This window comes from Streptomyces sp. NPDC002838, from assembly GCF_040295365.1.
Classification (GTDB): domain Bacteria; phylum Actinomycetota; class Actinomycetes; order Streptomycetales; family Streptomycetaceae; genus Streptomyces.
In genome coordinates this window covers 1-24,653 of the sequence record NZ_JBEOVF010000013.1, presented here as the reverse complement: position 1 = coordinate 24,653, position 24,653 = coordinate 1, and the positions used below count along the sequence as shown (strand labels likewise).

At 67.9% G+C, this 24,653-nt stretch carries 16 protein-coding genes and 3 pseudogenes; 10 read left to right on the top strand and 9 right to left on the bottom strand.

Annotated features, from left to right (window positions below; translation table 11 throughout):
- The first annotated feature begins 21 nt into the window (after positions 1-21).
- Together ABT063_RS18720 and ABT063_RS18715 are read left to right on the top strand one after the other, a co-directional pair.
- Positions 22-228, top strand: coding sequence for a helix-turn-helix domain-containing protein (locus ABT063_RS18720; protein ID WP_054243456.1), 207 nt, complete (start codon positions 22-24; stop codon positions 226-228).
- 66 nt (positions 229-294) lie between these two features.
- Entirely contained in the window at positions 295-1,383 is a 1,089-nt protein-coding gene (locus tag ABT063_RS18715) for a tyrosine-type recombinase/integrase (RefSeq protein WP_351058456.1), read from the top strand.
- A gap of 89 nt (positions 1,384-1,472) precedes the next feature.
- On the opposite strand, the gene ABT063_RS18710 is transcribed toward ABT063_RS18715, so the two are convergent.
- Together ABT063_RS18710 and ABT063_RS18705 are read right to left on the bottom strand one after the other, a co-directional pair.
- On the bottom strand, positions 1,473-2,300 hold the full coding sequence (locus ABT063_RS18710) for an SDR family oxidoreductase (RefSeq protein WP_351058455.1): 828 nt from the start codon (positions 2,298-2,300) through the stop codon (positions 1,473-1,475).
- 181 nt (positions 2,301-2,481) lie between these two features.
- Positions 2,482-2,769, bottom strand: a pseudogene (locus ABT063_RS18705) (integrase core domain-containing protein); the annotation flags it as partial.
- A gap of 67 nt (positions 2,770-2,836) precedes the next feature.
- Between ABT063_RS18705 and ABT063_RS18700 the strand changes: the two are divergent.
- Positions 2,837-4,212: pseudogene (locus ABT063_RS18700) on the top strand (IS30 family transposase).
- A 7-nt stretch (positions 4,213-4,219) separates the two neighbouring features.
- Here the strand turns inward: ABT063_RS18700 and ABT063_RS18695 are convergent.
- The 5 genes and pseudogenes from ABT063_RS18695 to ABT063_RS18675 all read right to left on the bottom strand — a co-directional run.
- Positions 4,220-5,103: pseudogene (locus ABT063_RS18695) on the bottom strand (IS3 family transposase); the annotation flags it as partial.
- Between the two features lie 428 nt (positions 5,104-5,531).
- Positions 5,532-7,457 (bottom strand): B12-binding domain-containing radical SAM protein, encoded by a 1,926-nt coding sequence (locus tag ABT063_RS18690; RefSeq protein ID WP_351058454.1) that lies wholly within the window; start codon positions 7,455-7,457, stop codon positions 5,532-5,534.
- Between the two features lie 166 nt (positions 7,458-7,623).
- Complete coding sequence (locus tag ABT063_RS18685) at positions 7,624-7,902, bottom strand: phosphopantetheine-binding protein (protein WP_351058453.1); 279 nt, start codon at positions 7,900-7,902, stop codon at positions 7,624-7,626.
- 102 nt (positions 7,903-8,004) lie between these two features.
- Positions 8,005-8,166: a hypothetical protein gene (locus ABT063_RS18680; protein WP_351058452.1), complete on the bottom strand. Its 162-nt coding sequence runs from the start codon at positions 8,164-8,166 to the stop codon at positions 8,005-8,007.
- Positions 8,167-8,186: 20 nt separating this feature from the next.
- Positions 8,187-9,701 (bottom strand): AMP-binding protein, encoded by a 1,515-nt coding sequence (locus ABT063_RS18675; RefSeq protein ID WP_351058589.1) that lies wholly within the window; start codon positions 9,699-9,701, stop codon positions 8,187-8,189.
- Between the two features lie 124 nt (positions 9,702-9,825).
- On the opposite strand from ABT063_RS18675, the gene ABT063_RS18670 reads away from it, so the two are divergent.
- A complete protein-coding gene (locus ABT063_RS18670) occupies positions 9,826-10,953 on the top strand; it encodes an IS630 family transposase (protein ID WP_351058450.1) in 1,128 nt (375 codons plus the stop codon).
- Positions 10,954-11,304: 351 nt separating this feature from the next.
- Here the strand turns inward: ABT063_RS18670 and ABT063_RS18665 are convergent, their stop codons facing one another.
- Together ABT063_RS18665 and ABT063_RS18660 are read right to left on the bottom strand one after the other, a co-directional pair.
- Positions 11,305-12,075, bottom strand: coding sequence for a thioesterase II family protein (locus ABT063_RS18665; protein ID WP_351058449.1), 771 nt, complete (start codon positions 12,073-12,075; stop codon positions 11,305-11,307).
- Positions 12,076-12,152: 77 nt separating this feature from the next.
- Positions 12,153-13,499, bottom strand: a complete 1,347-nt coding sequence (locus ABT063_RS18660) for a lysine N(6)-hydroxylase/L-ornithine N(5)-oxygenase family protein (protein WP_351058448.1) — start codon at positions 13,497-13,499, stop codon at positions 12,153-12,155.
- Between the two features lie 132 nt (positions 13,500-13,631).
- Between ABT063_RS18660 and ABT063_RS18655 the strand changes: the two genes are divergently transcribed.
- The 6 genes from ABT063_RS18655 to ABT063_RS18630 form a co-directional block, all read left to right on the top strand.
- Positions 13,632-14,165 (top strand): IS66 family transposase zinc-finger binding domain-containing protein, encoded by a 534-nt coding sequence (locus tag ABT063_RS18655; protein WP_351058447.1) that lies wholly within the window; start codon positions 13,632-13,634, stop codon positions 14,163-14,165.
- Positions 14,068-14,274 carry an IS66 family transposase gene (locus tag ABT063_RS18650; protein WP_351058446.1) on the top strand — a complete coding sequence of 69 codons (207 nt, stop codon included), beginning with the start codon at positions 14,068-14,070 and terminating at the stop codon, positions 14,272-14,274. The genes ABT063_RS18655 and ABT063_RS18650 overlap by 98 nt, the downstream gene beginning before the upstream one ends.
- Positions 14,247-14,465 (top strand): transposase, encoded by a 219-nt coding sequence (locus ABT063_RS18645; RefSeq protein ID WP_351058445.1) that lies wholly within the window; start codon positions 14,247-14,249, stop codon positions 14,463-14,465. The genes ABT063_RS18650 and ABT063_RS18645 overlap by 28 nt, the downstream gene beginning before the upstream one ends.
- 18 nt (positions 14,466-14,483) lie before the next feature.
- Positions 14,484-14,750 (top strand): IS66 family transposase, encoded by a 267-nt coding sequence (locus tag ABT063_RS18640; RefSeq protein ID WP_351058588.1) that lies wholly within the window; start codon positions 14,484-14,486, stop codon positions 14,748-14,750.
- A 382-nt stretch (positions 14,751-15,132) separates the two neighbouring features.
- A complete protein-coding gene (locus tag ABT063_RS18635; RefSeq protein ID WP_351058444.1) occupies positions 15,133-21,765 on the top strand; it encodes a non-ribosomal peptide synthetase in 6,633 nt (2,210 codons plus the stop codon).
- The coding region (locus tag ABT063_RS18630) for a non-ribosomal peptide synthetase (RefSeq protein WP_351058443.1) at positions 21,766-24,653 on the top strand (2,888 nt) is incomplete at its 3' end. It abuts the gene before it with no gap.

The following is a 24,653-nucleotide window of genomic DNA, read 5'->3' as shown; positions in this document are numbered from 1 at the left end:
CCCATCGTCAAGGATCTACCCATGCCTGCCCGCTTGCTGTCCATTCCCGCTGTCGCCGCCGCCCTGGATGTCGACCGGCGTACGGTCTACCGCTTCATCGCTGCTGGTGAGTTGCCGGTCGTCGATCTGCGGACCGGAGCGGGGCGTTCCCGTGTCCGTGTTCCCCTTGCCGGGCTCGAGGAGTTCATCACCAGCAGGTCGGTCGCTGCCCCGAGGTCCCGCCGCTGATCTCCTGCCGTCGGCTTGTCCCGCTCCACCCTCGAACAAAGGAGTAGTATCGCGTACCTGCGCAAGTTGAAGTCTGGAAAGTGGCAGGCGACCGTCCGCAACCGGATAGGAGACCGGTTCAGCGAGTCGTTTCCCCTCAAAGCCCAGGCGCGGGCCTGGGGCATCGAGATGGAGACCCAGTTCGCGCGCGGAGGTATGCGCGACCCGCGGGCCGGTGAAGTGTCGTTCTGCGAGTGGCACGACCGGTGGTGGAACGCTCGCATCGTTGAGCCCCACACGCTGCGCGGCGACGCCTCCAACATCAAGAACCACGTCATGCCCTACTGGGCCGACTGGGAGATGCGGGCCATCACCCGCATGGACGTTCAGAGTTGGATCCGGACCCTGGTCGAGAAGGGCGCGGGGGCCGCTGCGATCAAGCGGGCCTACAACCTGACGTCCTCCATGATGCGCGCGGCCGTCGACGATGACGTGATCGCGGTAAGCCCCTGCCGCAGCATCGACCTGCCCACCATCGCGGTGAAACCGCCGCAGTGGTTCACGCTCGACCAGGCGCAGAGCATCCTGGACGAACTCCCCGCCCCGTGGCGGACGATGTGCCTGCTCGGCTTCTACACCGGTCTGCGCTGGGGAGAACTGACCGGCTTGCACCGCCACCGCATCGACACGCGTCGCGCGCGCCTGTTCGTGGTGGAGGTCAACAGCAAGAGCGGCATCAAGGAGTACCCCAAGAGCTCCAAGAGCCGCCGGGAAGTCCCGCTCCCGCCCCACGTCCTGGAGGCCCTTGAACGCCACATCCACCGGCTCGACCGGGACGCCGTGGTCTTCACCACCATCACCAAGGGCCGTACCGGGCGCCTCCTCGCCGACAGTAACTGGCGCCGGCAGACCTGGTGGCCCACCGTCGAAGCCTCCTACTACTTCGACACCGATGGCGAGCAACAGCTCGTCCCGCACTACCCGCCCCACTCCATGCGGCACACCTGCGCCTCGTGGCTGGTCCAGAAGGGAGTCTCGCTCTACGAGGTCCAGCACCTCCTCGGCCACGAGAGCTTCCAGACCACCCAGCGCTACGCTCACCTGCAGCCGGACGCGCACAAGGCCGTCCTCGGAGCATGGGAGCGGATGGAAGCCCCGCTCACCGTCGCAGCATGAACGTTCCTTCACCCCTGTCCGCGCCGGACGGGGGTGAAGGCGTTTGACAGCAGGTGACGCCCGGACTGGCTGGGGTCGGCCAGGGGGTGTTACCTCGTATGGAGGAAGTCCCTGGCGCCGCGGAGCCTGATGCCCAGCCGGTATTGCGCGGCGCGGCTGTCGAGGCGTACGTCCAGTGCCCCCGGTAGCCGGGTGTCCGCCCGACGGCCCGCGGGCAGCAAGGAGGGTGCGATGCCGTCGCGGCGGGCGATGAGCACGCCCAGCGAGTAGCGGCTGAGGGCGTCGGTGCCGGCGAGGTGGAAGACGCCTGCCTCGTTCGAGGCCGCGAGCTTCCACAAACCGGCCGCAAGATCGGCGACGTGGACGGGGCAGCGAATGTCGTCCGTGAACAGGGCTCCCTCCCGCTGGTTGGCAGCCAGCTCGTGCACCACCCGTTCGTGGTGGGATCCTCCGTCGCCGATGATCAGAGAGGTGCGGACGACAATGCCGTCCGGGCACAGCAGTCGCACAGCGGTCTCAGCGGCGGCCTTAGCGGCCCCGTACGGGGTGATCGGGTCTGGGGTGCAGGTCTCGTCGTAATGGGCCTTGCCGATGCCGGAGAACACGGCATCAGAGGAGGCGTGTACCAGGCGGATTCCGAGCTTCGCGGTGGCCATGGCGATGTGGATGGAGCCGTCCGCAGTGATCGCCCAGTCCGCACCGCCGCTTGTCACGTTGATCACCGCGCGAGGTGCCACCGTAACCAGGAGCGCTTCCACCTGTGCGGGATCACGGACGTCAAGCTGGTGCCAGGCGTCGGTCTGCGCGGCACTGGGGCGGGAGTGGAACGTAGCATCCGCCTCCCAACCCTGTACTTGCGCTTGGCGCAGCAGCTCCGTCCCTAAGAACCCGCTGCCACCAATGATCAGCATCCTCATCCCGCACACGCTAAGGCATGCTGTCGCGGCGGCGGAGAGCACGGAAAATGCAGCAGGAGGCCGGGCCCGTTCGGCGTGAGCATCCCGCAGGGGACCGCAGCACGGTCGTGCGCTCACCCAAGTTCGAGGCAGGGTCTGTGTGGTGAGTCGGGCCTTGACCCAAGATCGTGGACACCGGTTGTCATGCGGCGGTGGTCAGCGTAACTGATCGTTGTTCGAAGGAGTTCGGGCTGATCTGACCGATGCTGGAGTGCCTCCTTCTGGTGTTGTAGCGGGTCGCCCATCGGAAGACCGCGAGGCGGGCTGCGCGGGCTCCTGGCCAGTGTTTCCTTCCCTGGAGCGTTTCGCGTTTCATGGTCGCGTTGAACGACTCGGCGGCGGCGTTGTCCGCGCTCGTGCCCACCGCGCCGCGCGATCTGATCACGCCGAGGTCCGTGCAGACCTGGGCGAACTCCTTCGAGGAGTATTGGGTGGATTCAACTGGTCGTCGCAACACCTCGTTCATGGAGGTGTTGGTGGGCAGGCCAGCGGGTTGGATGACGGAGTTGACCGGTAGGTCACCGATGAAGTCGCCGGGCAAGCCGTCGCTGCGACGCGACGCGGAGCGGTTGTTCTGGCGTGAGATCGGCAAAGGGCTTACCAGCGAGGATGCCGCGATCGCGGTCGGCGCGTCGCAGGCGGCCGGCAGTCGTTGGTTCCGGGAGCGTGGCGGCATGCCGACGTTCCTGCGCATCCCGGTCTCGGGCCGCTACCTGTCGTTTGACGAGCGTGAAGAGATCGCCCTACTGAAGGCTCAGGACGCCGGGGTGAGAGAGATCGCCCGTCGGCTCGGCCGCCATCCTTCGACCATCTCCCGGGAGCTGCGCCGCAACGCGGCCACCGCGGAGGCAAGCTCGACTATCGAGCGTCCGTCGCGCAGTGGAAGGCCGAGCTGATGGCACAACGTCCCAAGACGGCCAAGCTGGTCGAGAACGACCGGTTGCGCGGTTACGTGCAGGAACGGCTATCGGGCCAGGTCCGACGCGCGGACGGGACAACGGTGGTGGGGCCCGCGGCGACACCGTGGAAGGGACGCAACAAGCCACGCCGCCAGGACCGGCGATGGGCGACCGCCTGGAGCCCGGAGCAGATCTCGAACCGACTGCAGGTCGACTTCCCCGATGATGACTCCATGCGCATCTCGCACGAGGCGATCTATCAGGCCCTCTATGTCCAAGGGCGCGGGGCACTCAAGCGCGAGCTGGTCGCCTGCTTGCGCACCGGGCGGGCGTTGCGGGTTCCTCGCGCCCGTACTCGACGGCGGGCGAATGGGCACGTTACCCCCGAGGTGATGATCAGCCAACGGCCGGCCGAGGCCGAGGACCGGGCAGTGCCCGGACATTGGGAGGGTGACCTCATCATCGGCACCGATAAGTCCGCGATCGGCACGCTGGTCGAGCGAACGACACGGTTCACCATGCTCCTGCACCTCCCCCGGATGGAGGGTTTCGGTATCGAGCCGCGGGTGAAGAACGGGCCCGCGCTGGCCGGTCTGGGAGCTGAGGCCGTCAAGGACGCGATCGCTGCCACGATCACCACGCTGCCCGGACAGCTCCGCCGCCCGCTGACCTGGGACCGCGGCAAGGAACTGGCCCAGCATGCCCAGCTCCGTATCGACACTGGGCTGCAGGTCTACTTCGCCGATCCGCACAGCCCTTGGCAACGTGGCACGAACGAGAACACGAACGGATTGCTGCGACAGTACTTTCCCAAGGGCACGGACCTGTCCCGGTGGCAGGCCGACGAACTCGCAGCCGTTGCCCTCGCCCTCAACAACCGTCCCCGCAAGACCCTCGGATGGAAGACACCCGCCGAAGCCCTCAACGACCACCTACTCTTGACTCAAGAAGCCGGTGTTGCAACGACCGATTGAGTCCGGGTTGCGCCCCGTTGTCGCTGTGGAAGATCGCTCCGCGCAGGCCGCCGGCACCCCGCGCCGCCGCCGCGGCCTTCAGAGCGTCGGTGACCAGCCCGGTGCGCATGTGGTCGGCGATCGACCAGCCCGCCAGGCGTTTCGAGCACAGGTCCAACACCGTTGCCAGATACAGGAATTGGCCGTTCCCGACGGGGAGATAGGTTATGTCGCCCACGTACCTCGTGTTCGGTGTCTTCGCGGTGAAGTCGCGCCGCAGCAGGTCGGGAACCGGTGTCGCCGACGGCTCGGGGATGGTGGTGCGGACCTTCTTGCGCAGGTGGAAGCCGACGATGCCCCGCGCACGCATGACCCAGGCTACGCGTTTGTGATTGACCTGTACTCCGGCGTCGCGAAGCTCGGCGGTGACCCGCGGGGCGCCGTAAGTCCCGTCGGACTCGACGTGGATGGCGGTGATCCGCTCGGCGAGGTCGGCATCTGCCCGGACCCGCTCAGCCCGCGCGTCCGCGCCGGCCAGCCACCGGTAGAACCCGGACCGCGAGAGATGCAGCATCCGGCACAGCCGGTTGACGCCGAAGGCGCCACGATGATCGTCAACGAACTGGAAGCGGCTGCTCACCAGCTGGTCTCCGCCGCAAAATACTTCGCGGCCCTCCGCAGGATCTCCCGCTCGAGCTCGAGTTCCTTCACTCGCGCCCGCAGCTGCCGGTTCTCCTTCTCGATCGCGCCGGCCTCGCCGGCACCGGGCCGGGCGGCCTGCTCGGCGTCCCGCACCCAGGTGCGCAGGACACCCAGGTCCTTGGCCACCGAGGCGTAGGTGCCACCGGGGGTGGCCCGGTACAGCGCGACGGCGTCGGCCCGGAACTCAGGCGAGTACTTCGACGTCCCCAACGGGAACTCCTGTCCTTCGGATCTTTACGATCCAATGATCAGGGTGTCCACGATCAAGGGTGAAGCCCCTTGTTCCGCCTCCGGTGGCAGAGCGGGAAAGGAGTCGACGGGTTGGCCCTGCACACGGACTCGCCGGTCTACGGGACGGGACCGGTCGGGACGAACGGACATCTCTGTCTCCCCTTCTGCTTCTGCGCACGCCGCAGACGTCACCGCCCCAACATCACACCATCGAGCGATGACAAGACCGGCAGAACGCCACATCTCGCACTCTCAGAAGGAAGGCGGTAGCAAGTCACGACACCGTCGTTGTCGGCGAGCAAGAAGTCCCCAAGGACCAGCAAGTTGAATCCGCAGTCGTTCTGCCCATCACGGTGGGTGCCAGGAAGTGATTCATCGACAGGCCCCGACGGTCACCACGGGGCCAGTCAATCAGCGGCCGGAGCCTGCACGGTGTGGGGTGAGTGAACCTCGACGAAGGGCAGGATCTCACGGAAGCGCAGTACGGTGCCGTGGCAGTAGTTGGCGTTGTGCTCAAGGCTTCGCTGCGGCATGTAGGGCATCTTCTGCCGAGCATGATGGTTGACGCGCAGCATGACCCGTCCGGATTCGGCGTCGCCCTGCGCGTCGGCGTCGAGCATCTCGCGCTCCGTCAGCAGCCGAGCCAGCTCCGTGGAGACCTCCACGATGAAAGTTTCGGCATCGCCCAGGCCGTGCACGGTGATCTCCGTGAACTCGTAGTCCGGCGCACTCACCGCTTCGCGGTAGATATAGGGCCGTGCGATGAGATCCATCTCGAACGCCTGCCGGGCCATCGGGTCCGACCACCACTCCTGGGATGTGACGTAGTCGGCCAGCACCATGTCGAATTCCTCACGATGGGTGCTGAGGATCATGTGGCCGATCTTTCCGCTGAGGAGCACGTCATAGTTGGTCAGGTTGGCCAAAGACTCGGTGATGAGCCGGAGCACCTCAGAGTCTGTCCGACGCTGGAAGTAACGCGCGACGCTGGCAAACAAATCGCCGTAGGAGATGATGCCGGCCGCATCGAGATAGCCGGAGAGCAGGAACAGGCCGCGCATGTTGTAGATGGTGTGCATTGCATTATACAGCCAGTACGCATCGCGGCATTCTTCCTTTGACACCCAGTTCGTGGCGACCACGACCTCCGCCTCAGACACGTCGCTCGGCACGGGCTCCGTTGTCAGGCCGTAGAGTTCCACCTGGTTGTACATGGGAGTGTTGTGCAGGAGAAGCTGCGGATAGACGATAACGGTGTCGGCGTAGGACCGGGACAGCTTCGTCAACCCGTCTTTGAACGACTCGAAAGTCTCCCCCGGAAGGGGCCAGATCAGTTCCACATAGGAACTGATCTGCTTCTCCCTGAGCGTACGCTGCAGCTCGACGAAAGTCTCTTCGTGAATGTTGGCCCGATCCACGAGCTTGAGCGACTCAGGATTCAGCGTCTGAAGTGAGATGGGCTGAGTCACCATGAGGTCGCCGCGCACGAATATCTCGGTGATCTGCGCCATGCGCTCCGGCCGGTTCTTGGTGGCTGCCATGTACACGACCAGCGGGTAGCCGGCTTCCTTTTTGCGCTCCACGATATGCTCGGTCATCGCCACATCACGGGGTGACTGCCCCCAATTCGCGTCGGCGATGAAGAGCCCGGAGAGCCCGTTGTCGGCGATCCAGTCCAGCTCAGCCCGGATCCGCTCCTCCTCGAACTTGATCACCTTTGAGTTGGTGGCCGCGCCCCAGTAGCAGAAGGTGCAGCGGAAGGGGCACCCCCGGTTCGTCTCCAAGATCCCCATACTGAACTCGCGGCCGTCGAAGACGCCCGTGAGGAACGGAGAAGGAATTTCCATGAGATTGCTAATCCGCGGCGCGGGTTCCGTGGTGACGAGCTCGCCGCCGGACCAGAAGCTGAGACCGGGGACTTGGTGCAGATCGGGCGTTGGGGCGCTGACCTGCCTGAGCAGCTCCACGGACGTCCTCTCCCCCTCTCCGTTGCACACGTAGACGTTCTCCGGCGCATCCGCCAGGTAGGTTGCAGCGTGATTCATCACCTGCGGGCCGCCGAGCAGGTAATGGGCGTGTGGCTGCCGCTCCCGCAACTCCTTCAGCAGCCAGCTGACCAGCTTCATGTTCCATATGTAACAGCTGAACATGTAAACTTGCGCATATTTTCCGGCCAGTTCCTCCAGTAGCTTGTGCCGGTCATCGGTCACCGGGTAAGAGACTATTTCGAAGGTATGAGCCGCCCCCACCTCGATGTCTTCCTGTGCGCACGCCTGGATGTAGCCAGACGCAAGCGGCAGGATGTTCTCGTATGTGGGAATCTCGACAAGCACAACTTTCTTACGCTCTTGGTTGCTGCTCCTTATCGGGATGCTTTCAATTAGCATTCTGGACCTCCCCGAATCCTGTGTCGCTATCTCGTCGATATACGTGGGTATGAAGGCTGCAACGGCCGCCGTACAGTCAAGTTGGGGCAGCATTACAGGAACCCGGGCGTATTCATGCCAGATCGTGGGTCGCGGGCGCCCCGGTGTCCTTGTTGGCCCACCGGTCTATGCGTTCGGCCAGGTCGGCGAGGACCGGAGTGTCGATCAGAACGCGCACCGTGAAATCGATGTTCCATACGCGGCGGGCCTCCAGCACCACCTTGGTGGCCAGCAGCGAGTCCCCACCAAGGCCGAAGAAATCCTGGTCACGCCCGACCTTGTCAAGCTTGAGGACATCGGCCCAGATCATCGCGAGCCGACGTTCTGTCTGCGTCTCGAAGTCGCCTTCCATTTCAAACCCCTGTCTGCGCTAGCGTTTTGTCCGCACCTTCGACAAAAACCCGAGGAGATGGCATCGCCGCGGCACCGCAGGCGGCCGAGCCGCAGCGCCTGGTCAGATCGCATACATGTGCGAACACCTCGTCTCGCCGGGCAACAGGTGACTGAGCAGGTAGCGGCAATCGAAACCGTCCAGGCCCAGGTCGCCGATGTGGGCTTCCGGCCGCCGGCCGGGGTGGTAGTAGTCGATGACCAGGAGGGTTGGCGTACCTCTCATGGCCAAGTTGCTCCTCTGCGTCAGCGGCCGGGCTGCTCATGGCCTTGCAGGTGAATGCCCGCAAGCGTCTGGGCGACCGCCTTGCGGTCCGCCTTGCCGCTCGGTGTACGGGGCAGTTCCGGCAGGACCGTGATGGAGACGGGCACCGATGGCCCGGGCAGTAGCTCGGTCAGGGCGGCCATCGCTCGGCCGACGTCAAAGTCGGCTTTCCCTCCGTCGACAGTGACGGCGGCCCGCAGTTGACGGGAACCCTCGGCGATCTCGATCGGAACACATACCGCTTCCGTGACGCCTGGCTGCTCGAGCAGGCAGGCGTCCACCTCCAGCGGATTCACCCGGACTCCGCGGACCTTCACTTCGTCGTCGGCACGGTTGACGTAGTAGATGACGTCGGCCTCGACGCGCACCAGGTCTCCGGTACGGAAGGCCCGGTTGTGGCCGTAACGGGTGAGGTCCAGTGGGATGTACCGCGCCGCGTTGAGGCCGGGCTGGTTGAGATAGCCGGTCGAGAGGGGCAGGCCGGTAACCAGAAGCTCCCCCACAGCCGGCTCGCCGTGGTCGACCGGATCAACGATCACCTCGCAGCCCGGCAGCGGGCGCCCGATCGGCGGCAACGTCGGCCAGTGTTCCGGCGGCCCGGTCAGTGTGTGCGCGGTGACCATGGCGGACTCGCTCTGGCCGTAGTGGATGTTCAATCGGCAGCCCGGCAGGCGCCGGAAGAAGTCTCTAACGGCAGGGGTGCAGACGAGCTGCTCGCCGCCGAGGTTCACCTCTTGGAGGGCGAGATCGTCGAGTGAATCGGCGGCGGCAGCGGCAACGGTGAGCATGTTCAGCGCCACGTACGGCAGGAACAGGCGCTCGATCCGATTGTCCGCCAGCCAGTCGAGCAGGGCGATCGCGTCACGGCGTAGGGGCTCGGGCATGATCACCAGCGTTCCCCCGCCGCACAGCGTGCCGAGGACTTCCTGGAACCACACATCGAAGTTGAGCGGCGTGAACTGGGCAGTGCGCAGGTCCGGCCGCACCGAATGGCTCCGCTGCCATTCCGCCATGTTGTCGATGGAGCGGTGCGGCAGCGCCACCCCCTTGGGCAGGCCTGTGGACCCGGAGGTGTAGATGATGTATATGGGTAGGTCCGCCTGACATGAGTGCCGCGGCATGGCCGCGTCGCTGGGCGTGCTCGCAGTCAGCCAACCGGGTGCCGGCGGTATGCGCAAGGACTGCACTCCGGTCGCGAACGCGGGCTCCTGGTCAGCGAACAGCAGCATCTTGGCACCGCTGTCGGTCTTCATGTGCTTAAGGCGCCGCACCGGGTAGCCGGCATCCAGCGGCACATACGTGGCACCGATGTACACCGTGGCGAGCATCGCCGCCACGATCGCGGCACTTCGCGGACCGGTGATCGCCACCCGGTCGCCCGGGCGGATTCCGTGATCCACCAGCACCGCAGCGATGCTCCTGGTCCATATGGTCAGGTCGCGGTATGTCAGCTCATGGTCCTCATCGCGGACCGCGACGTCTCCTGGCCGTGTCATCGCAGTCATGGCGAGCGCCTCGAGCAGGCACGGCGGATCTGCCGCCCCTCCCCATAACGAGGGGAGCGGGCGGGGCACAGTCAGCGCTGTCGATTTACTTACCATCTGCCATCCCTAGTGTCTCGTGATCCTGTTCGTGGAACCTGAGGCTGGTTGGCTCGTTGAGTTCAATATGGATCTCTCCTCTGAACAGATGGCGGAACTACGGGAGTTGGCCGGGTCGCGGGATGGTCCGGCCGATGTGGCGCTTCGTGCACGGATCGTGTTGTGGTCCGGTGAGGGGCGGCGGCGCAAGGACATCGCCGAACTCGCCGGTGTGGCGCCGCTGACGGTGGATCGCTGCAAGGCCCGTTATGCCGAGCGGGGCCTTGCTGGTTTGGAGGAGAGGCGCCGTGGCGGGCCGCGTACCCAGGTGCCGCCGCGGGTGCGGGCTCGGGTGATCGCTTTGACGCGGATGTCGCCGCCGGCGGAATCGGGTCTGTCGCACTGGTCGACGCGGACGCTGGCGGACCATTTGAAGCGGCGGGAGGGCATCTCGGTGTCTTGGCATTACATCGCCCGCGTCTGGCGTGAGGAGAATCTGAAGCCGCACCGCTCGGGCACCTTCAAGATCTCGAAAGACCCGGCGTTCGCGGAGAAGGTCGCCGATGTCGTCGGCCTGTACCTGGCCCCGCCCGGTGGCGCCGTGGTGCTGTCGGTCGATGAGAAGACGCAGGTGCAGGCCCTGGACCGGACCCAGCCGGTGCTGCCGGTGACTTTCGCGGCCACGGAGAAGCGCACCCACGACTATGTGCGGCATGGCACTACGAACCTGTTCGCCGCGCTGAACGTCACGACCGGTGAAGTGCTGGGCGAGTGCAAGCCGAACCGGAACGGCGCGAACTTCCTGGCGTTCATGAAGGAAGCCGTCAAGCCGCACGCGGGGAAGGAAATCCACGCCGTCCTGGACAACCTCTCCACCCACACCACCCCGGACGTGAAGGCGTGGCTGGCGAAAAACCCGCACGTCCACTTCCATTTCACCCCCGTCGGGTCCTCGTGGTTGAACCAGATCGAGATCTGGTTCGGGATCATCACCCGGCAGTCCATCCGTCGCGGCACGTTCGCAAGCGTCAACGTCCTGGTCAAACAGATCCGCGACTATATCAACTCCTGGAACGAGAACGCGAAACCCTTCACCTGGACCCACCGCCGACGAGATCCTCGCCAAGGTCCGGCTCGTCCAGACCAGCGTGAAGAAACTCATCAGTAACAACTCGAAGTAACCGCAATCAGGGTCACGAGACGCTAGGCCAAGGACGCTCAGCAGGTGAGTTCGCCAATGAGGCATTACTGGATTCGAATCCGACAGTCAAGCAGAAGTAATCCACCGAGTTTTTCTGGTCCCAGCCCGCGGCTAAAGGATAGATCGGCCGTGAGACACCCTGCAAATACACGGTGCTGAAATCCCGCATTTGACCGCTGGGAATCAGCTTACCACGAGTGCCCGCTGAGGGTGACTCAAAGTGCGATTCATCCTGTTCATATGGCCGCATATAGCTGCGGGCACATATACGTCGACTCCCCGCAGCACCGGAACGATTTTCCCATGGCATTGGACGCGTCATGAGACGATCTTCGTACGGAACTTGATGTCGCCCAGTACGTCACTCAAGTCCGCCAGCAGCGTGGCCTCTTCGGCCCTGAGGTAGAAGTGGCCACCGGGCAACACCCGGAGCCGGAAGGTACCGCGTGTCAATTCTGCCCAGCCGCGCATCTGCTCCGGGGTCACTTCGGAATCATTGTCACCGGTATAGCCGTACACAGGGCAGTCGAGCGGAGGTCGGCGGCCGCCGGAATAGTCGTCGACCAATTGGTAGTCCGCGCGGACCGCGGGGAGCACGATCTCCCTCAGGTCAGGGTCAGCGAAGACTGCGGCACGGCTCGCGTCGAAGCCCACGACATGCGCGATGATCTCTGCGTCCGTCCTGGAGATCATCTGCCGGCCGGCCAGCGCATGCGTCGGCCGCCTACCGGACACACACAAGGCGGCCGGCGGGCACCCACGTTCCTGGAAGCGCAGCGCCACCTCGTGCGCCAACGAAGCTCCCATGCTGTGACCGAACAGCACCAGCCGATGCCGCGTCAGCTCGCCGAGCGCGTCGGCGATGTCGTCCGCAAGGGCTTCCAGCCGGGCCGGGAACGGATCGCCGAACCGGTCCTCCCGGCCCGGGTACCGGACGGCGAGCACGCCGATGTCCGAAGGCAGTCCCACGGGCCAGGTGCGATATGCGCTCGCCCCAGCGCCGGCGGCAGGGAAGCAGACGAGCTTCGTCTCGTACCCGTCGTCATCGCGGTAGCGGCGTATCCACCGCTCTTCCACCGGACTACTCATCGAAAGGTTCCCTTTCCGCAATGCAAGGAATCATCAGTGCCATGGGCGAGACCGGGCATCACGGGCTCTGCGGACGTTCAACTGATGTCGCCTCCGATCTCGGCGAGGACTGTGCTCTCGCCGTTCTGTCCCGCGCACCGGGCGACGATCGAGTCGACGATCTCGCCGCTTCGCACTGCGATGTTCGACAGCAGCGAGGAGGTCAGGCCGTGGGTGTGTTCGGTACCGCCCTGAAGATAGATGCCGCACCGCATTTCAGGCGCGGTGACGATGCGGTAGTCCCGCTCCACCCGGTACCGGCCCGCCTCGTCGCGCAGGCAGTGACGGTCGAGAGCGCCGAGCAGACCTGTGGGCTCCATCGCGTTGTAGCCGGTCGCGCAGATGAGTAAGTCGAAGTCGAGTTCGCGTACCTCACCGTCGGAGCCCTCCTGGAGGGAGACGCGGGTCTCGGCGCCGGCGCGCTTCACACCGGTGACCCTCGTCAGGTTGAGGACCTGGAGGCGCCTGACCCCCCGTACGTCGTCGTCGTACGACCTGCGGTACAGATCCCGGATCACCTCGTCGTCGACGACCGAGTAGTTCGTGTTGCGGTGGTACCGCCAGAACGCCTCCCGCGTCTGCTCGGTGCCGAAGTAGTGGTCGTCGACGGCGCTCGGATCGAAGATCTGATTGGCGAAGGGGGTGTCGTCCGCGACGGAATAGCCGTAGGACGGGATGACCGCACACACTTCGGCGTGCGGAAGCTCGTCGTACAGAAACCTGGCGATCTCGGCGGCGCTCTGGCCCGCCCCGACCACCGCCACCCGACGCAGATCCCCGGGGTTCATCCGGCGGTACTTCTCCAGGAACTCGGAGCTGTGCCATACCCGTTCGTCCCGGTCGGTCCCCTCGGGCATGCTCGGGACCAGGCCCGTCGAGATCACCACGTTCCGTGCCTCGACCACGCGGCTGACCCGGTCGGCGGCATCCGCCACCTCCAGTCGCAGACGGTCCGACAGCTCCGGAACGGCGCCCGACGGCAGCCGGATCGACGTCACTTCCGAGCCGTATGCGATGCGGTCGGCCACCCGTGCCTGCGCCCACTCGAGGTACTGGTGGAACTCCTGGCGCGTGGGAAAGAAATCCTGGTTGTTGACGAACCGGGGGAGCCGCCCCGACGCGTGCAGGTACGCGATGAAGCTGAAACTCGACATCGGATTGCGGAAGGTAACCAGGTCCTTGAGAAAGGATATCTGCATGGTCGTCGACGGCAGCAGCATGTTGCGGTGCCAGCCGAAGGAGGACTGACGCTCGAAGAAGAGGCTGCTGATCTCATTCTCCAGACCACTCGCCCCGTACTCTTCCAGGGCGATGGCGAGCGACAGGTTGGACGGACCGAACCCAATGCCGACTACGTCGTAGATCTCGTGTTCACGATTACTCATAGGGAATTCTCCCGCTGGCATGGCTGCACGGCGCGCTGTTCGCATCTACGACCGGTAATCTTCCGCCCTAAGAACGATCCGCATCCGGGCAGGCTGGCATTTCCAGCGGTCGCTCCGCCAACGTAGACCGGCATGACGAACCATTCAAGTACGCCGGACTCAGCCCACGCATACCGAGTATCAGCGTATCCGTGTGGGCAGGGCATTCGTGTCCCGCTGACGGGACACGAATGCATACGTAAGGCATGCTTCCATGCAACCGCCCTGGCCCAGGACTCCTCGAAGCCGCCGTCTTCGGATTCGCCGTTCCGTAAGCCTCCGCGAGCGGGTTGCCGATCCCGATGCCGTCATCGAGCATCGCCCCGCCGCGTGCGGCGGCTGCCGAGACGCCCTGGCCTGGCCCAGGACGCCGTACCGGTCGGGTTCTCGGTCTCGCAGGTCTTCGACCTGCCCGATCCGCGACTGACTGTCACCGAGCATCGGATGCTGAAGGTCCGCTGCCCCTGCGGGCACATCACCCGCGCCGCGGATCCACACGGGGTGAAGGCGCCGGCCCAGTACGGACCGGGTGTGCACGCACTGGCCGCTGCACGGCGCCAATCTCTCCGAGGGCTTCGTCCACACCGCCCTGCTGCGAGCCGCTGCCCGGCTCGTTCCCTTCAGTGAACGCGTCGTGGCGCTGCTGCAGTCCGCTCCCGTGGCGCACTTCGACGAGTCCGGCATTCGCGTCAGTTCCTCGCTGCACTGGTGGACGTCGCCTGCACCACCCATCTGACCTGGTACAAGGCACACGCCAGGCACGGCAAGGCCGCCATGGCGGATGCCGGAGTACTGCCACACTTCACCGGCGCCACCGTCACCGACGCCTGGAGTTCCTACCTCGGCTACGGCATCGCCGGCGCGCTGCGCAACGCGCATATCCTGCGCGACCTGGACGGCGTCCACCGTGGCGATCCAACCGGCTAGCAGTGGGCGGAGGCCGCCATCGACGCCCTCGCCGTCGGCAACGATGCCCCGCATACCGCCCGCGAGGCGGGGCGAGACGCTCTGACCAGCACCGAAATCGCTTCCCTGGAAGGCGAGTTCGACCGGGCGGTCCGGGTCGGACGCTCCGCCAACCCCGACCCGCCACCGAAAACGAAGAAGACCTTCGCCCGGCAGCTCGTCGACCGCCTGCACCGCCGCCGCGAGGACATCCTGCGCTTCCTGCACGACCTGACGGTGCCCTTCACCAACAACCAGGCCGAGTAGGACATCCGCATGGCCAAAACCCAGATGAAGGTCTCCGGCGGTTGGCGCACCCTCGAAGGCGCCAACCGCTGGCTCCTCGTGCGCTCCCACCTCTCCACCGCCCGACACGGCCTCAACCCCATGACCCGTCCTCCGCGACCTCTTCGCCGGAAACGTCTAACGGAGTCCTAGTAGTCACGCCTTGCCGATCTTCTGGGCGCCTTGACCCTTCTTCTAGGCGCCTTGCCCCTGCTGTGCTGCGGATGGAACCGTCGAAGGGTGTGCGCATGTTTCACTCATCGAAATTGGGGGTCGTAGCGTGCTGGATTCAGTGGAGCGACGCCGCTTACTGCATGAATTCAATGAGACGGCAGTTGCCGTACCTGATGTGACGATTTATGAATTGTTTGCGCGACAGGCTGCCCGTACTCCGGACGCCGTCGCGGTGGTGGCCGGCGGGACGTCATTGACCTACCGAGAGCTCGACGACGAGGCGGATCGGCTGGCGCGGGAACTGGTCCGGCGCGGCGTGGGTCCCGGAGCGGTGGTAGGGGTGGTCCTGCCCCGCTCAGCCGCACTGGCGACGGTCCTCCTCGCGGTGCTCAGGGCCGGGGGGACATATCTCCCCCTGGACCCGGATTATCCGGCCGAGCGCGTGGAGTTCATGTTGCGCGACGTGCGGCCGGTGCTGCTGCTCACCACCTCGGCCGCCGCCGCGAGTCTGCCCTCTGTCGGCTGCCCGAGCGTCGTGCTCGACGAGCTGGACACCATGGCCGTACCTGCCCGGCAGGCGGATGAAAGCACTCCGGATCCTGCCGTGGCGCTGCACCCGGATCACCTCGCGTACGTCATCTATACCTCCGGTTCGACCGGGGTACCCAAGGGCATCGGCATCACTCACCGGGACGTGGTGGGTTTCGCGCTCGACCGCTGCTGGCGCGGTGGTGCCCACGAGAGGGTACTGCTGCACTCTCCGCTGGCGTTCGACGCCTCGATCTACGAACTATGGGTGCCGCTGTTGAGCGGAGGCGCGGTCGTCGTGGACCCCTCCGGGGACCTGACCCCGGAGGTGCTGGCCGGCCTGGTGAGTGACTACGGAGTCACCTCCCTCTTCCTGACCACCTCACTGTTCAACCTTCTGGCCGAGGAGGACCCGCGCTGCTTGGCCGGGCTGAAGGCCGTGTGGATCGGCGGCGAGCGCCTTACCTCGCGTGCCGTCCGACGCGCCGTCGAGGCTTGCCCGCACACGCAGTTCGTCAATGGCTACGGGCCCACGGAGGCAACGGTCTTCGCCGTCTGCCATGCGGTGGACCCCGCCGAGCCGGTCGGCGACAACATCCCGATCGGGCGCTCCATGGACAACATGCGCGCCCATGTACTGGATGACCAGTTGCGCCCGGTGCCGACGGGGACGGCCGGTGAGCTGTATCTGGCCGGTGTCGGGGTGGCGCGTGGCTATCTGAACCGGCCTGCGCTGTCCGCGGAGCGCTTCGTGGCCTGCCCGTACGGCGGCGTCGGTGAGCGGATGTACCGGACCGGCGACGTGGTGATGCGGACCTCCGGCGGCGAACTGGTGTACCAGGGGCGCGTCGACACCCAGGTGAAGATGCGGGGCTTCCGGATCGAGCCCGGCGAGATCGAGGCGGTGCTCCTCTCCCACCCCGGCGTGGCGCACGCGGCGGTGATCACCCGTGAGACCTCCGGCGGAGCCGGGAGCAAGCAACTGGTGGCGTACGTCGTCCCGGTCGGCTCCGACGCGGCCGGCTGGGGGCCGGCCGGCGGCAGCATCGCCATCGGCTCCGGCTTCCGGGTGGGGGACCTGCGCGGGTTCGTCGGGGGCCGCCTGCCCGAGTACATGGTGCCGTCGGTCTTCATGGTCCTCGACAAGCTGCCGCTGACCCCGAATGAGAAGCTGGACCGGGCGGCGCTCCCGGAGCCGGAGTTCGGCGGCGGCGAGTACCGGGCGCCGCGCACGCCCGGCGAGGAGCTCCTCGCAGGGCTGTTCGCCGAGGTCCTCGGCCTCGACAGGGTCGGCATCGACGACGACTTCTTCGCGCTGGGCGGCGACAGCATCCAATCCATCCAGATCGTGTCGCGGGCCCGCGCACAGGGCACGCAGGTCAGCTCGCGCGAGATCTTCGAGCAGCGGTCCGTGGCTGCCCTGGCCGAGGCTGCCGCACGCCGCGGGTCCGGCACGGAGCCGGCACTCGCCGAGATGGCGGGCGGCGGCACCGGATGGATGCCGCTGATGCCGGTGGCGCGGTGGATCCTGGAACGGGGCCCCGGTTTTGACCGGCTCATCCAGGCCGTCGTACTCGAACTGCCGGACGGCATCGACCGGGTCGGCCTGGCCGCGACGCTCGGCGCGGTCCTCGGCGGGCACGATCTGCTGCGCGCGCGCCTGGTGACCGGCGACGACACCGCGCCCGAGCAGTCGGGCGAGGGCATGGGCCTGCACGTCTCCCCGCCGGGCTCGGTGGACGTGGATCCGCTGATCCGGCACGTCGAGTGCTCCGGTCACTGGGACGCGGAGTCCTGGCGCCCCCTGCTGCTGCGCGAACTCGACGCGGCCGCCGGGAGAATGGACCCGGCAGCGGGTGCGGTGGCGCAGTTCGTGTGGTTCGACCCGCGGGCCACCGGCGGGGACGGCGGGCCCGCCGCCTCCGACTCCGCGGCCGCCTCCGATACTTCAGCCTCGACCGCCGGCGTGGCGTCCGCCGGTCCTGGCCGGCTCCTGGTCGCCTTCCACCACATGGTGATCGACGGGGTGTCGTGGCGGATCCTCATGCCCGACTTCGCCGCGGCGTGGGCGCGGGTACGGGCCGGGCGCGACCCGGACCCGGCACCGGCGACGACGTCGGTACGGCGCTGGGCACACGCCCTGATGGACGCGGCCACCGCCCCGGAACGGGCGGCGGAACTGCCGCTGTGGCGGTCGGTGGTGGCGGGTCCCGACCCGGTCCTCGGCACCCGGCGCCTGGACCCCGCGGTGGACGTGATGGCCACCGTGGAGAAGGTGCGGGTACTGCTGCCGGTACCGGTCACCGAAGCCGCCCTGACGGCACTGCCCGCGGCCGTCCGCGGCGGGGTCAACGACGGCCTGCTGGCCGCACTTGCCCTGGCCGTCGCGCAGTGGCGCCGCCGGCGCGGCGTCGAGGAGCCGTCGACCCTGATCCGGCTCGAAGGGCACGGCCGTGAGGAAGGCGTGGCACCGGGCGCGGACCTGTCCCGCACGGTGGGCTGGTTCACCAGCGTGTTCCCGGTGCGCCTGGACCTCGCGGGAGCCGACATCGACGACGCCTTCGCGGGCGGCCCGGCCGCCGGCGACGTGGTCAAGGCGGTCAAGGAACAGCTGCTCGCCCTCCCCGACAAGGGCATGGGCTACGGCCTGCTGCGGTATCTCAACCCGCAGACCGCCGAGGTGCTCCGCGACCATCCGATGGGCCAGATCGGCTTCAACTACCTCGGCCGGTTCTCCGCCGCCGACATGCCCGACGAACTGCGCGGACTCGGCTTCACCCAGACCGCCGAACTGGCCGAGTTCGCGGAGCTGGCCGAGCTGGACGCCGGGCACGACGCGCGGATGCCCGCGCTGTGCGAAGTGGACATCAACGCGACCGTCACCGACACCCCGGACGGCCCCCGGCTCGGCGCCGTCTTCGGCGCCCCGGCGGGCGTGCTCTCCTCCGACGAGATGCGCGAGCTCGCCGACCTGTGGTGCGACGCCCTCACCGGCCTCGCCCGGCATGCCGCGAGTGCCGACGCGGGTGGTCTGACGCCGTCGGACGTCCCCCTGGTGACCGTTGCCCAGAGCTCCATCGAGACCTGGGAACGCCGCTATCCGGGGCTCACCGACATCTGGCCGCCGACCGCGCTCCAGTCGGGACTGCTCTTCCAGTCGCACCTCAACGACTCCGCGTTCGACGCGTATCAGGTGCAGTACACGCTGCACCTGTCCGGATCCGTCGACCCGGACCGGATGCGCGCGGCCGGACAGGCCATGCTCGACCGGCACACCGCCCTGCGGACCGCGTTCGTGTCCGACGACAACGGCGACCAGCTCCAACTGGTGGTCGACGGGGTCGCGCTGCCGTGGCTCCACCACGACCTGTCCGATCTCGACGGGCCCGGCCAGGACGACGCGTTCGAGCGGTTCCTCGCCGAGGACCTGGACACCCACTTCGACTCCGCGACCCCGCCGATGCTGCGGCTCTCCCTGGTCACGCTCGGCCCGGACCGTTCGGAACTGGTCCTGACCGCCCACCACGTGCTGTTCGACGGCTGGTCGCTGCCGCTCCTGACACAGGGTCTGCTGCGGCTCTACGCCACGGACGGCGACGCGGCAGGGCTGCCGCGCGTTCGCGACTACCGGGACTTCCTGGGCTGGCTGGCGCGACAGGACCACGAGGCGTCGGCCACCGCCTGGGCCGCGGAACTCGACGGCCTGGACGAGCCCACCCTGCTCGCGCCCGCCGACGGGCACAGGACGGGCCTCACGGGCATCGGCCAGGTGGAGGTGCCGCTGCCCGCCGACATCGCGCGTGCTCTGTCCCGCCGCGCGGCCGAGCTGGGCGTCACGGTGAACGCCGTCGTCCAGGGCAGCTGGGCGATCCTCCTCGCCAGACTCACCGGCCGCCAGGACGTGGTGTTCGGCGCCACCGTCTCCGGCCGCCCGCCCGCCGTGACCGGCGTGGACTCCATGGTCGGCATGTTCCTCAACACGGTGCCGGTACGGGTGCGGTGCGCCCCGGGGGACACCCTCGCCGAGCTCCTGACCGCGCTCCAGGACCGGCAGGCCGCGCTCCTCGATCACCATCACCACCCCCTCACCGACACACAGCGGGCCACGGGCCTGAGCACGTTGTTCGACACCTATGTCGCCTTCGAGTCCTTCCCCCTGGACCGATCCGGCATCGAGGAGGCGAGCCGGGCCGCCGGCATCACTGTCACCGGCATCCGCCCGTTCGCCACCACGCACTATCCGCTGACCGTGATGGCCCTCGCCGACTCCGACCGGCTGCGCCTGTCGCTGCAGTACCAGCGGAGCGTGTTCGACCGGGACGAGGTCGACCGTATCGGTGCCCGCTTCGGCCGGATCCTGCATCAGCTGGCGGCGGATCCCGGCCATCGCGTGGGCGCCGTCGACGTGCTGGAGCGCGCCGAACGGGACCGGCTGCTCGGCCGGTTCAACGACACGACGGCACCGGAACCCGGGCTGACCGTCCCGCAGGTGTTCGAGCGGCAGGCCGCCGCCACGCCGGACGCGGTCGCGGTGGTGTGCGGCGAGGTCTCGCTGACGTACCGCGAACTCGACGAGCGGGCGAACCGTCTCGCGCGCGGCCTGGCCGGGCGCGGGGTCGGTCCTGAGACCGTCGTGGCGGTGGCGCTGCCGCGCTCGGCGGACCTGGTCGTCGCGCTCCTGGGCGTGCTGAAGTCCGGCGCCGGCTATCTGCCGATCGACCCGGAGTACCCGAGCCGGCGCCTCGCGCACATACTCCGCGACGCCCGCCCGGTCCTGGTGCTCACGGACCCCGCCACCGGCACGGCGGTGCTCCCCGACGACGGCACCCCCCGCGCCAGGCTCGACGAGATCACGGCCCGCGGGAGCGGAGTGGGCCACGGCCTCGGTGACGGGGACCGGGTGCGGCCCCTGCGGCCGGACCACGTGGCGTATGTGATGTACACCTCCGGGTCCACCGGGACGCCGAAGGGCGTGGCCATCACCCACCGCAACGTGGTCAACTGCCTCCCGGGCCTCGCGGCCGCCCTCGGGATCCCCCGGGGGTACCGGATGCTGGCGGGCACGTCGGTCAACTTCGACGTGTCGGTGTTCGAGCTGTTCACGACACTGTCCACTGGCGGCAGGGTCGAGGTGGTCCGGGACGTGCTGGTCCTGGGCGAGGGTGACGGCTGGTCGGGCGGTGTGATCAGCACGGTCCCCTCCGCGTTCACCGAACTCCTCGACCAGTTGGGCAGCAAGATCAGCGCGGACGCGGTGGTGTTCGCCGGTGAGGCGCTGCCCGCCTCCCTGGTGCGGCGGGTGCGGGAGGCGCTGCCCGGCGTGCGGGTGGTCAACGGCTACGGCCAGAGCGAGACCTTCTACGCCACCGCGCTCGCCGTCGACGGGGCGGACGAGTGGCAGGTCACGGCGAACGCGCCGATCGGCACGCCGCTGCCGGGCGTCCGGGTGTACGTCCTGGGCGACGGACTGCTGCCCGTGCCACCGGGCGCGGCGGGCGAACTGTATGTGGCCGGAGCGTCGATGGGGCGCGGCTACTGGGGCCGGACCGCCCTGACCGCCGAGCGCTTCGTCGCCGACCCGTACGGGCCGCCGGGCGCGCGGATGTACCGCACCGGTGACCTGGCCCGCTTCAACTCGGCGGGCGAGCTGGAGTACGCCGGGCGCGGCGACGCGCAGGTGAAGATCCGGGGCATCCGGGTCGAGCCCGCCGAGGTCGAGGCGGTGCTGACCGCACATCCCGGGGTCGACCGGGCCGTCGTCATCGCCCGGGACGGCCACGGCACGGGCCGGGCCGAGCAGTTGGTGGCCTATGTCGTGCCGTCCGCAGCCGACGCCACCGCACCCGGCGAACTGCGCGGTTTCGCCGCCGAGCGGCTGCCCGACTTCATGGTGCCCGCGGCCGTCGTACCGCTGGACGCGATGCCGCTGATGCCGAACGGCAAGCTGGACCGGGCCGCGCTGCCCGAACCCGAGTTCACCGCCGGGCGGTACCGCGCGCCGCGGACACCGCAGGAGGAGACCCTCTGCCGGCTGTACGCCGAGGTCCTCGGCGTGGACCGGGTGGGGATGGACGACGACTTCTTCGCCCTGGGCGGCCATTCGCTCCTGGCGGCCCGCCTGCTCAGCAGAATCCGTTCCGAGCTCGGGGCCGAGGTGCCCCTGCGAGCGATTTTCGACACCCCCCGCATCACCGACCTGTCGAGCAAGGTGAAGGACGCCTCCGCGGCCCCTGCGAACGATTCCTCCGCGTCGAGCCGACCTCGTCTGCGCAAGATGGATAGGAGCAAGTACTAAATGATCCCGTTGTCCTTCGCGCAGCGCCGCCTGTGGTTCATCGACCGCTTCGAGGGCCCGTCCGCGGCCTACAACCTTCCCTTCGTACTCCACCTGAACGGCTCCCTGGACGTGGCCGCGCTGTCCTCGGCGGTGCGCGACGTCGTCGTCCGGCACGAGAGTCTCCGCACCGTGTTCGGCGAGGACGAGGCGGGCGTGCCCGGGCAGCGGGTGCTGCCCGAGGACCAGATCCGGCTCCCGGTGCCCGTGACCGACGTGGCACCGGACGACCTGGCCGGCGCGGTCGCCGAAGCGGTGGCCCACCGCTTCGACCTCTCGGCCGAGATCCCCGTGCGGGCCCATCTGCTGCGCCGGGCCGCCGACGAGCACGTGCTGGTCCTGGTGATGCACCACATCGCGAGCGACGGCCAGTCGATGGAGCCGCTGGCACGCGACCTGGCCGCCGCGTACACGGCCCGCCTGACGGGCGACGCACCGCAGTGGCCGGAACTGTCGGTGCAGTACGTCGACTACACCCTGTGGCAACGCGAACTCCTGGGCGACGAGTCCGACCCGGGCAGCGCCCTCGCCACCCAGCTGCGCTACTGGCAGGATGAACTCGCGGGCGCCCCCGAGCAGTTGCCGCTTCCCACGGACCGGCCGCGGCCGTCCGCCGCCAGCCACCGCGGCGACAGCGTGGAGTTCACGATCGCGCCGGACCTCCTCGCCGCGGTGCAGAAGCTGGCCGACGACCAGGGCATACCCGGCCTGACCGCGTCGATGGTGATGCAGTCGGCCGTCGCGGTGCTGCTGCACCACCTGGGCGCCGGCGAGAACATCACGATGGGCTCCACCATCGCGGGCCGCACCGACCCGGAGCTGGCGGACCTGGTCGGGTTCTTCGTCAACACCTGGGTGCTGCGGACCGACCTGGCCGCGAACCCGACGCTGGAACAGGTGCTCCAGCGGGTGCGGAACAAGGCGCTGAGCGCGTACGAGAACCAGGATGCCCCCTTCGAGCGGCTGGTGGAGGCGCTGAACCCGGAGCGTTCCACGGCCTACCACCCGCTGTTCCAGGTGATGTTCACCTGGCAGGGAGACTCCCGCGTCGACGTCGCCCTGCCCGAGGTGCGGGCGCGCCTAGAGGCGGTTCCCACCGCGACCGCCAAGTTCGACCTGGAGTTCAACTTCGGCATCGACCCCGACGAGCGGTCCATGCGGTGCACCCTGGAGTACGCCACCGACCTGTTCGACCGGAGCACCGTGGAGGCCGTCGCCGCCCGCTTCGTGCGGGTGGTGCGGGCGTTCGTGGCCGACCCGGGCATGCGGGTCGGTTCGGTGGACGTGCTGGACGCGGCCGAACGGGCCCTGGTGTTAGGTGAGTTCAACGACACGGCGGCGCCGACGCCCGAGGTGACGGTCCCCGCGCTCTTCGAGCAGCAGGCGGCCGCCACCCCGGACGCGGTGGCGGTGGTGTCGGACGACGTGACGCTGACGTACGGGGAGCTGAACGCGCGGGCGGAGCAGGTCGCGCGTGCCCTGGCGGGGCGTGGAGTGCGTCCCGAGTCGGTGGTCGCGGTGGCGCTGCCGCGCACGGCCGACCTCGTCGTGGGGCTCCTGGGCGTGCTGAAGGCCGGGGCCGCGTATCTGCCGATCGACCCGAAGTACCCGAGTGCGCGCCTGGACCACATCCTGGCGGACGCCCGGCCCGGCCTCGTCCTGACGGCCGCGGAGTCGGCCGACGTGCTGTCCGGGACCGACGTTCCGCGGCTGTTCGTCACCGGCATCGGGAGCGAACCCCTCCCGGAGGACACCGGTCCGACGGCGCCGCGGCCGCACAACGCGGCGTACGTGATGTACACCTCCGGGTCGACCGGCACGCCCAAGGGCGTGACGATCACCCATCGCGATGTGGTGAACGGCGTGCTGCGGCTGGCGTCGTCGGTCGGCGTGGACGCCACAACGCGGATGCTGGCGGGCACCTCGGTGAACTTCGACGTGTCGGTCTTCGAGATCTTCACCACGCTGTGCGCGGGCGGCACCGTCGAGGTGGTCCGCGATGTGCTGGTGATCGGGGAGCGGAACGGCTGGAGCGGTGGCGTGGTCAGTACCGTGCCGTCCGTCTTCGCCGAGCTCCTCGACCAGATCAGCGGAAAGCTCAGCGTCGACGCGGTGGTCTTCGCGGGCGAGGCGCTGCCCGCCTCGCTGGTGCGGCGGGTGCGCGAGGACATCCCGGGCGTGCGGGTGGTCAACGGCTATGGCCAGACGGAGAGTTTCTACGCGACGGCGTTCGTGTTGCCGTCGGGTGAGGAGTGGGACGGGTCGGGCAGTGCGCCGATTGGTTCGCCGTTGGGGAACATGCGGGCGTATGTGCTGGGTCCGGGGCTTGTTCCGGTGCCGCCGGGTGTGGTGGGTGAGTTGTATGTCGCGGGGAATGTGGCGCGTGGGTATCACGGTCGTGCGGGTCTGACGGCGGATCGGTTCGTCGCGGATCCGTACGGAGCTGCGGGTGCACGCATGTATCGCACGGGTGACCTGGCGCGGTGGAGTGCCGACGGGCGGTTGGTGTATGTGGGGCGTGATGACGCGCAGGTGAAGGTGCGCGGCTTCCGTATCGAGCCGGGTGAGGTGGAGGCGGCGCTGACCGCGCATCCCGGCGTGTCCCAGGCCGTGGTCGTCACGCGCAGGGGCCGCGGCGTCAAGCAGTTGGTGGGCTATGTCGTGCCCGTCGGCATGGGCGAGGGCGGCATCGGCACCGTCGAGAGCCTCGGCCAGCTCGACGTCGACCTGACCGCCGGAGTGTCGCCACGGGAACTGCGGCGTTTTGTGGCGGGGCGGTTGCCGGAGTTCATGGTGCCGTCGGTGTTGGTGATGCTGGATCGGTTGCCGTTGGCGCCGAACGGGAAGCT

What these genes read in the sequence shown, in the direction of transcription:
- ABT063_RS18720 (WP_054243456.1), top strand. Translation starts at nt 22, where the DNA reads ATGCCTGCCCGCTTGCTGTCCATTCCCGCTGTCGCCGCCGCCCTGGAT.
- ABT063_RS18710 (WP_351058455.1), bottom strand. Translation starts at nt 2,300, where the DNA reads ATGAGGATGCTGATCATTGGTGGCAGCGGGTTCTTAGGGACGGAGCTG.
- ABT063_RS18685 (WP_351058453.1), bottom strand. Translation starts at nt 7,902, where the DNA reads ATGGAAGGCGACTTCGAGACGCAGACAGAACGTCGGCTCGCGATGATC.
- ABT063_RS18680 (WP_351058452.1), bottom strand. Translation starts at nt 8,166, where the DNA reads ATGAGAGGTACGCCAACCCTCCTGGTCATCGACTACTACCACCCCGGC.
- ABT063_RS18675 (WP_351058589.1), bottom strand. Translation starts at nt 9,701, where the DNA reads ATGACACGGCCAGGAGACGTCGCGGTCCGCGATGAGGACCATGAGCTG.
- ABT063_RS18665 (WP_351058449.1), bottom strand. Translation starts at nt 12,075, where the DNA reads ATGAGTAGTCCGGTGGAAGAGCGGTGGATACGCCGCTACCGCGATGAC.
- ABT063_RS18660 (WP_351058448.1), bottom strand. Translation starts at nt 13,499, where the DNA reads ATGAGTAATCGTGAACACGAGATCTACGACGTAGTCGGCATTGGGTTC.
- ABT063_RS18655 (WP_351058447.1), top strand. Translation starts at nt 13,632, where the DNA reads ATGACGAACCATTCAAGTACGCCGGACTCAGCCCACGCATACCGAGTA.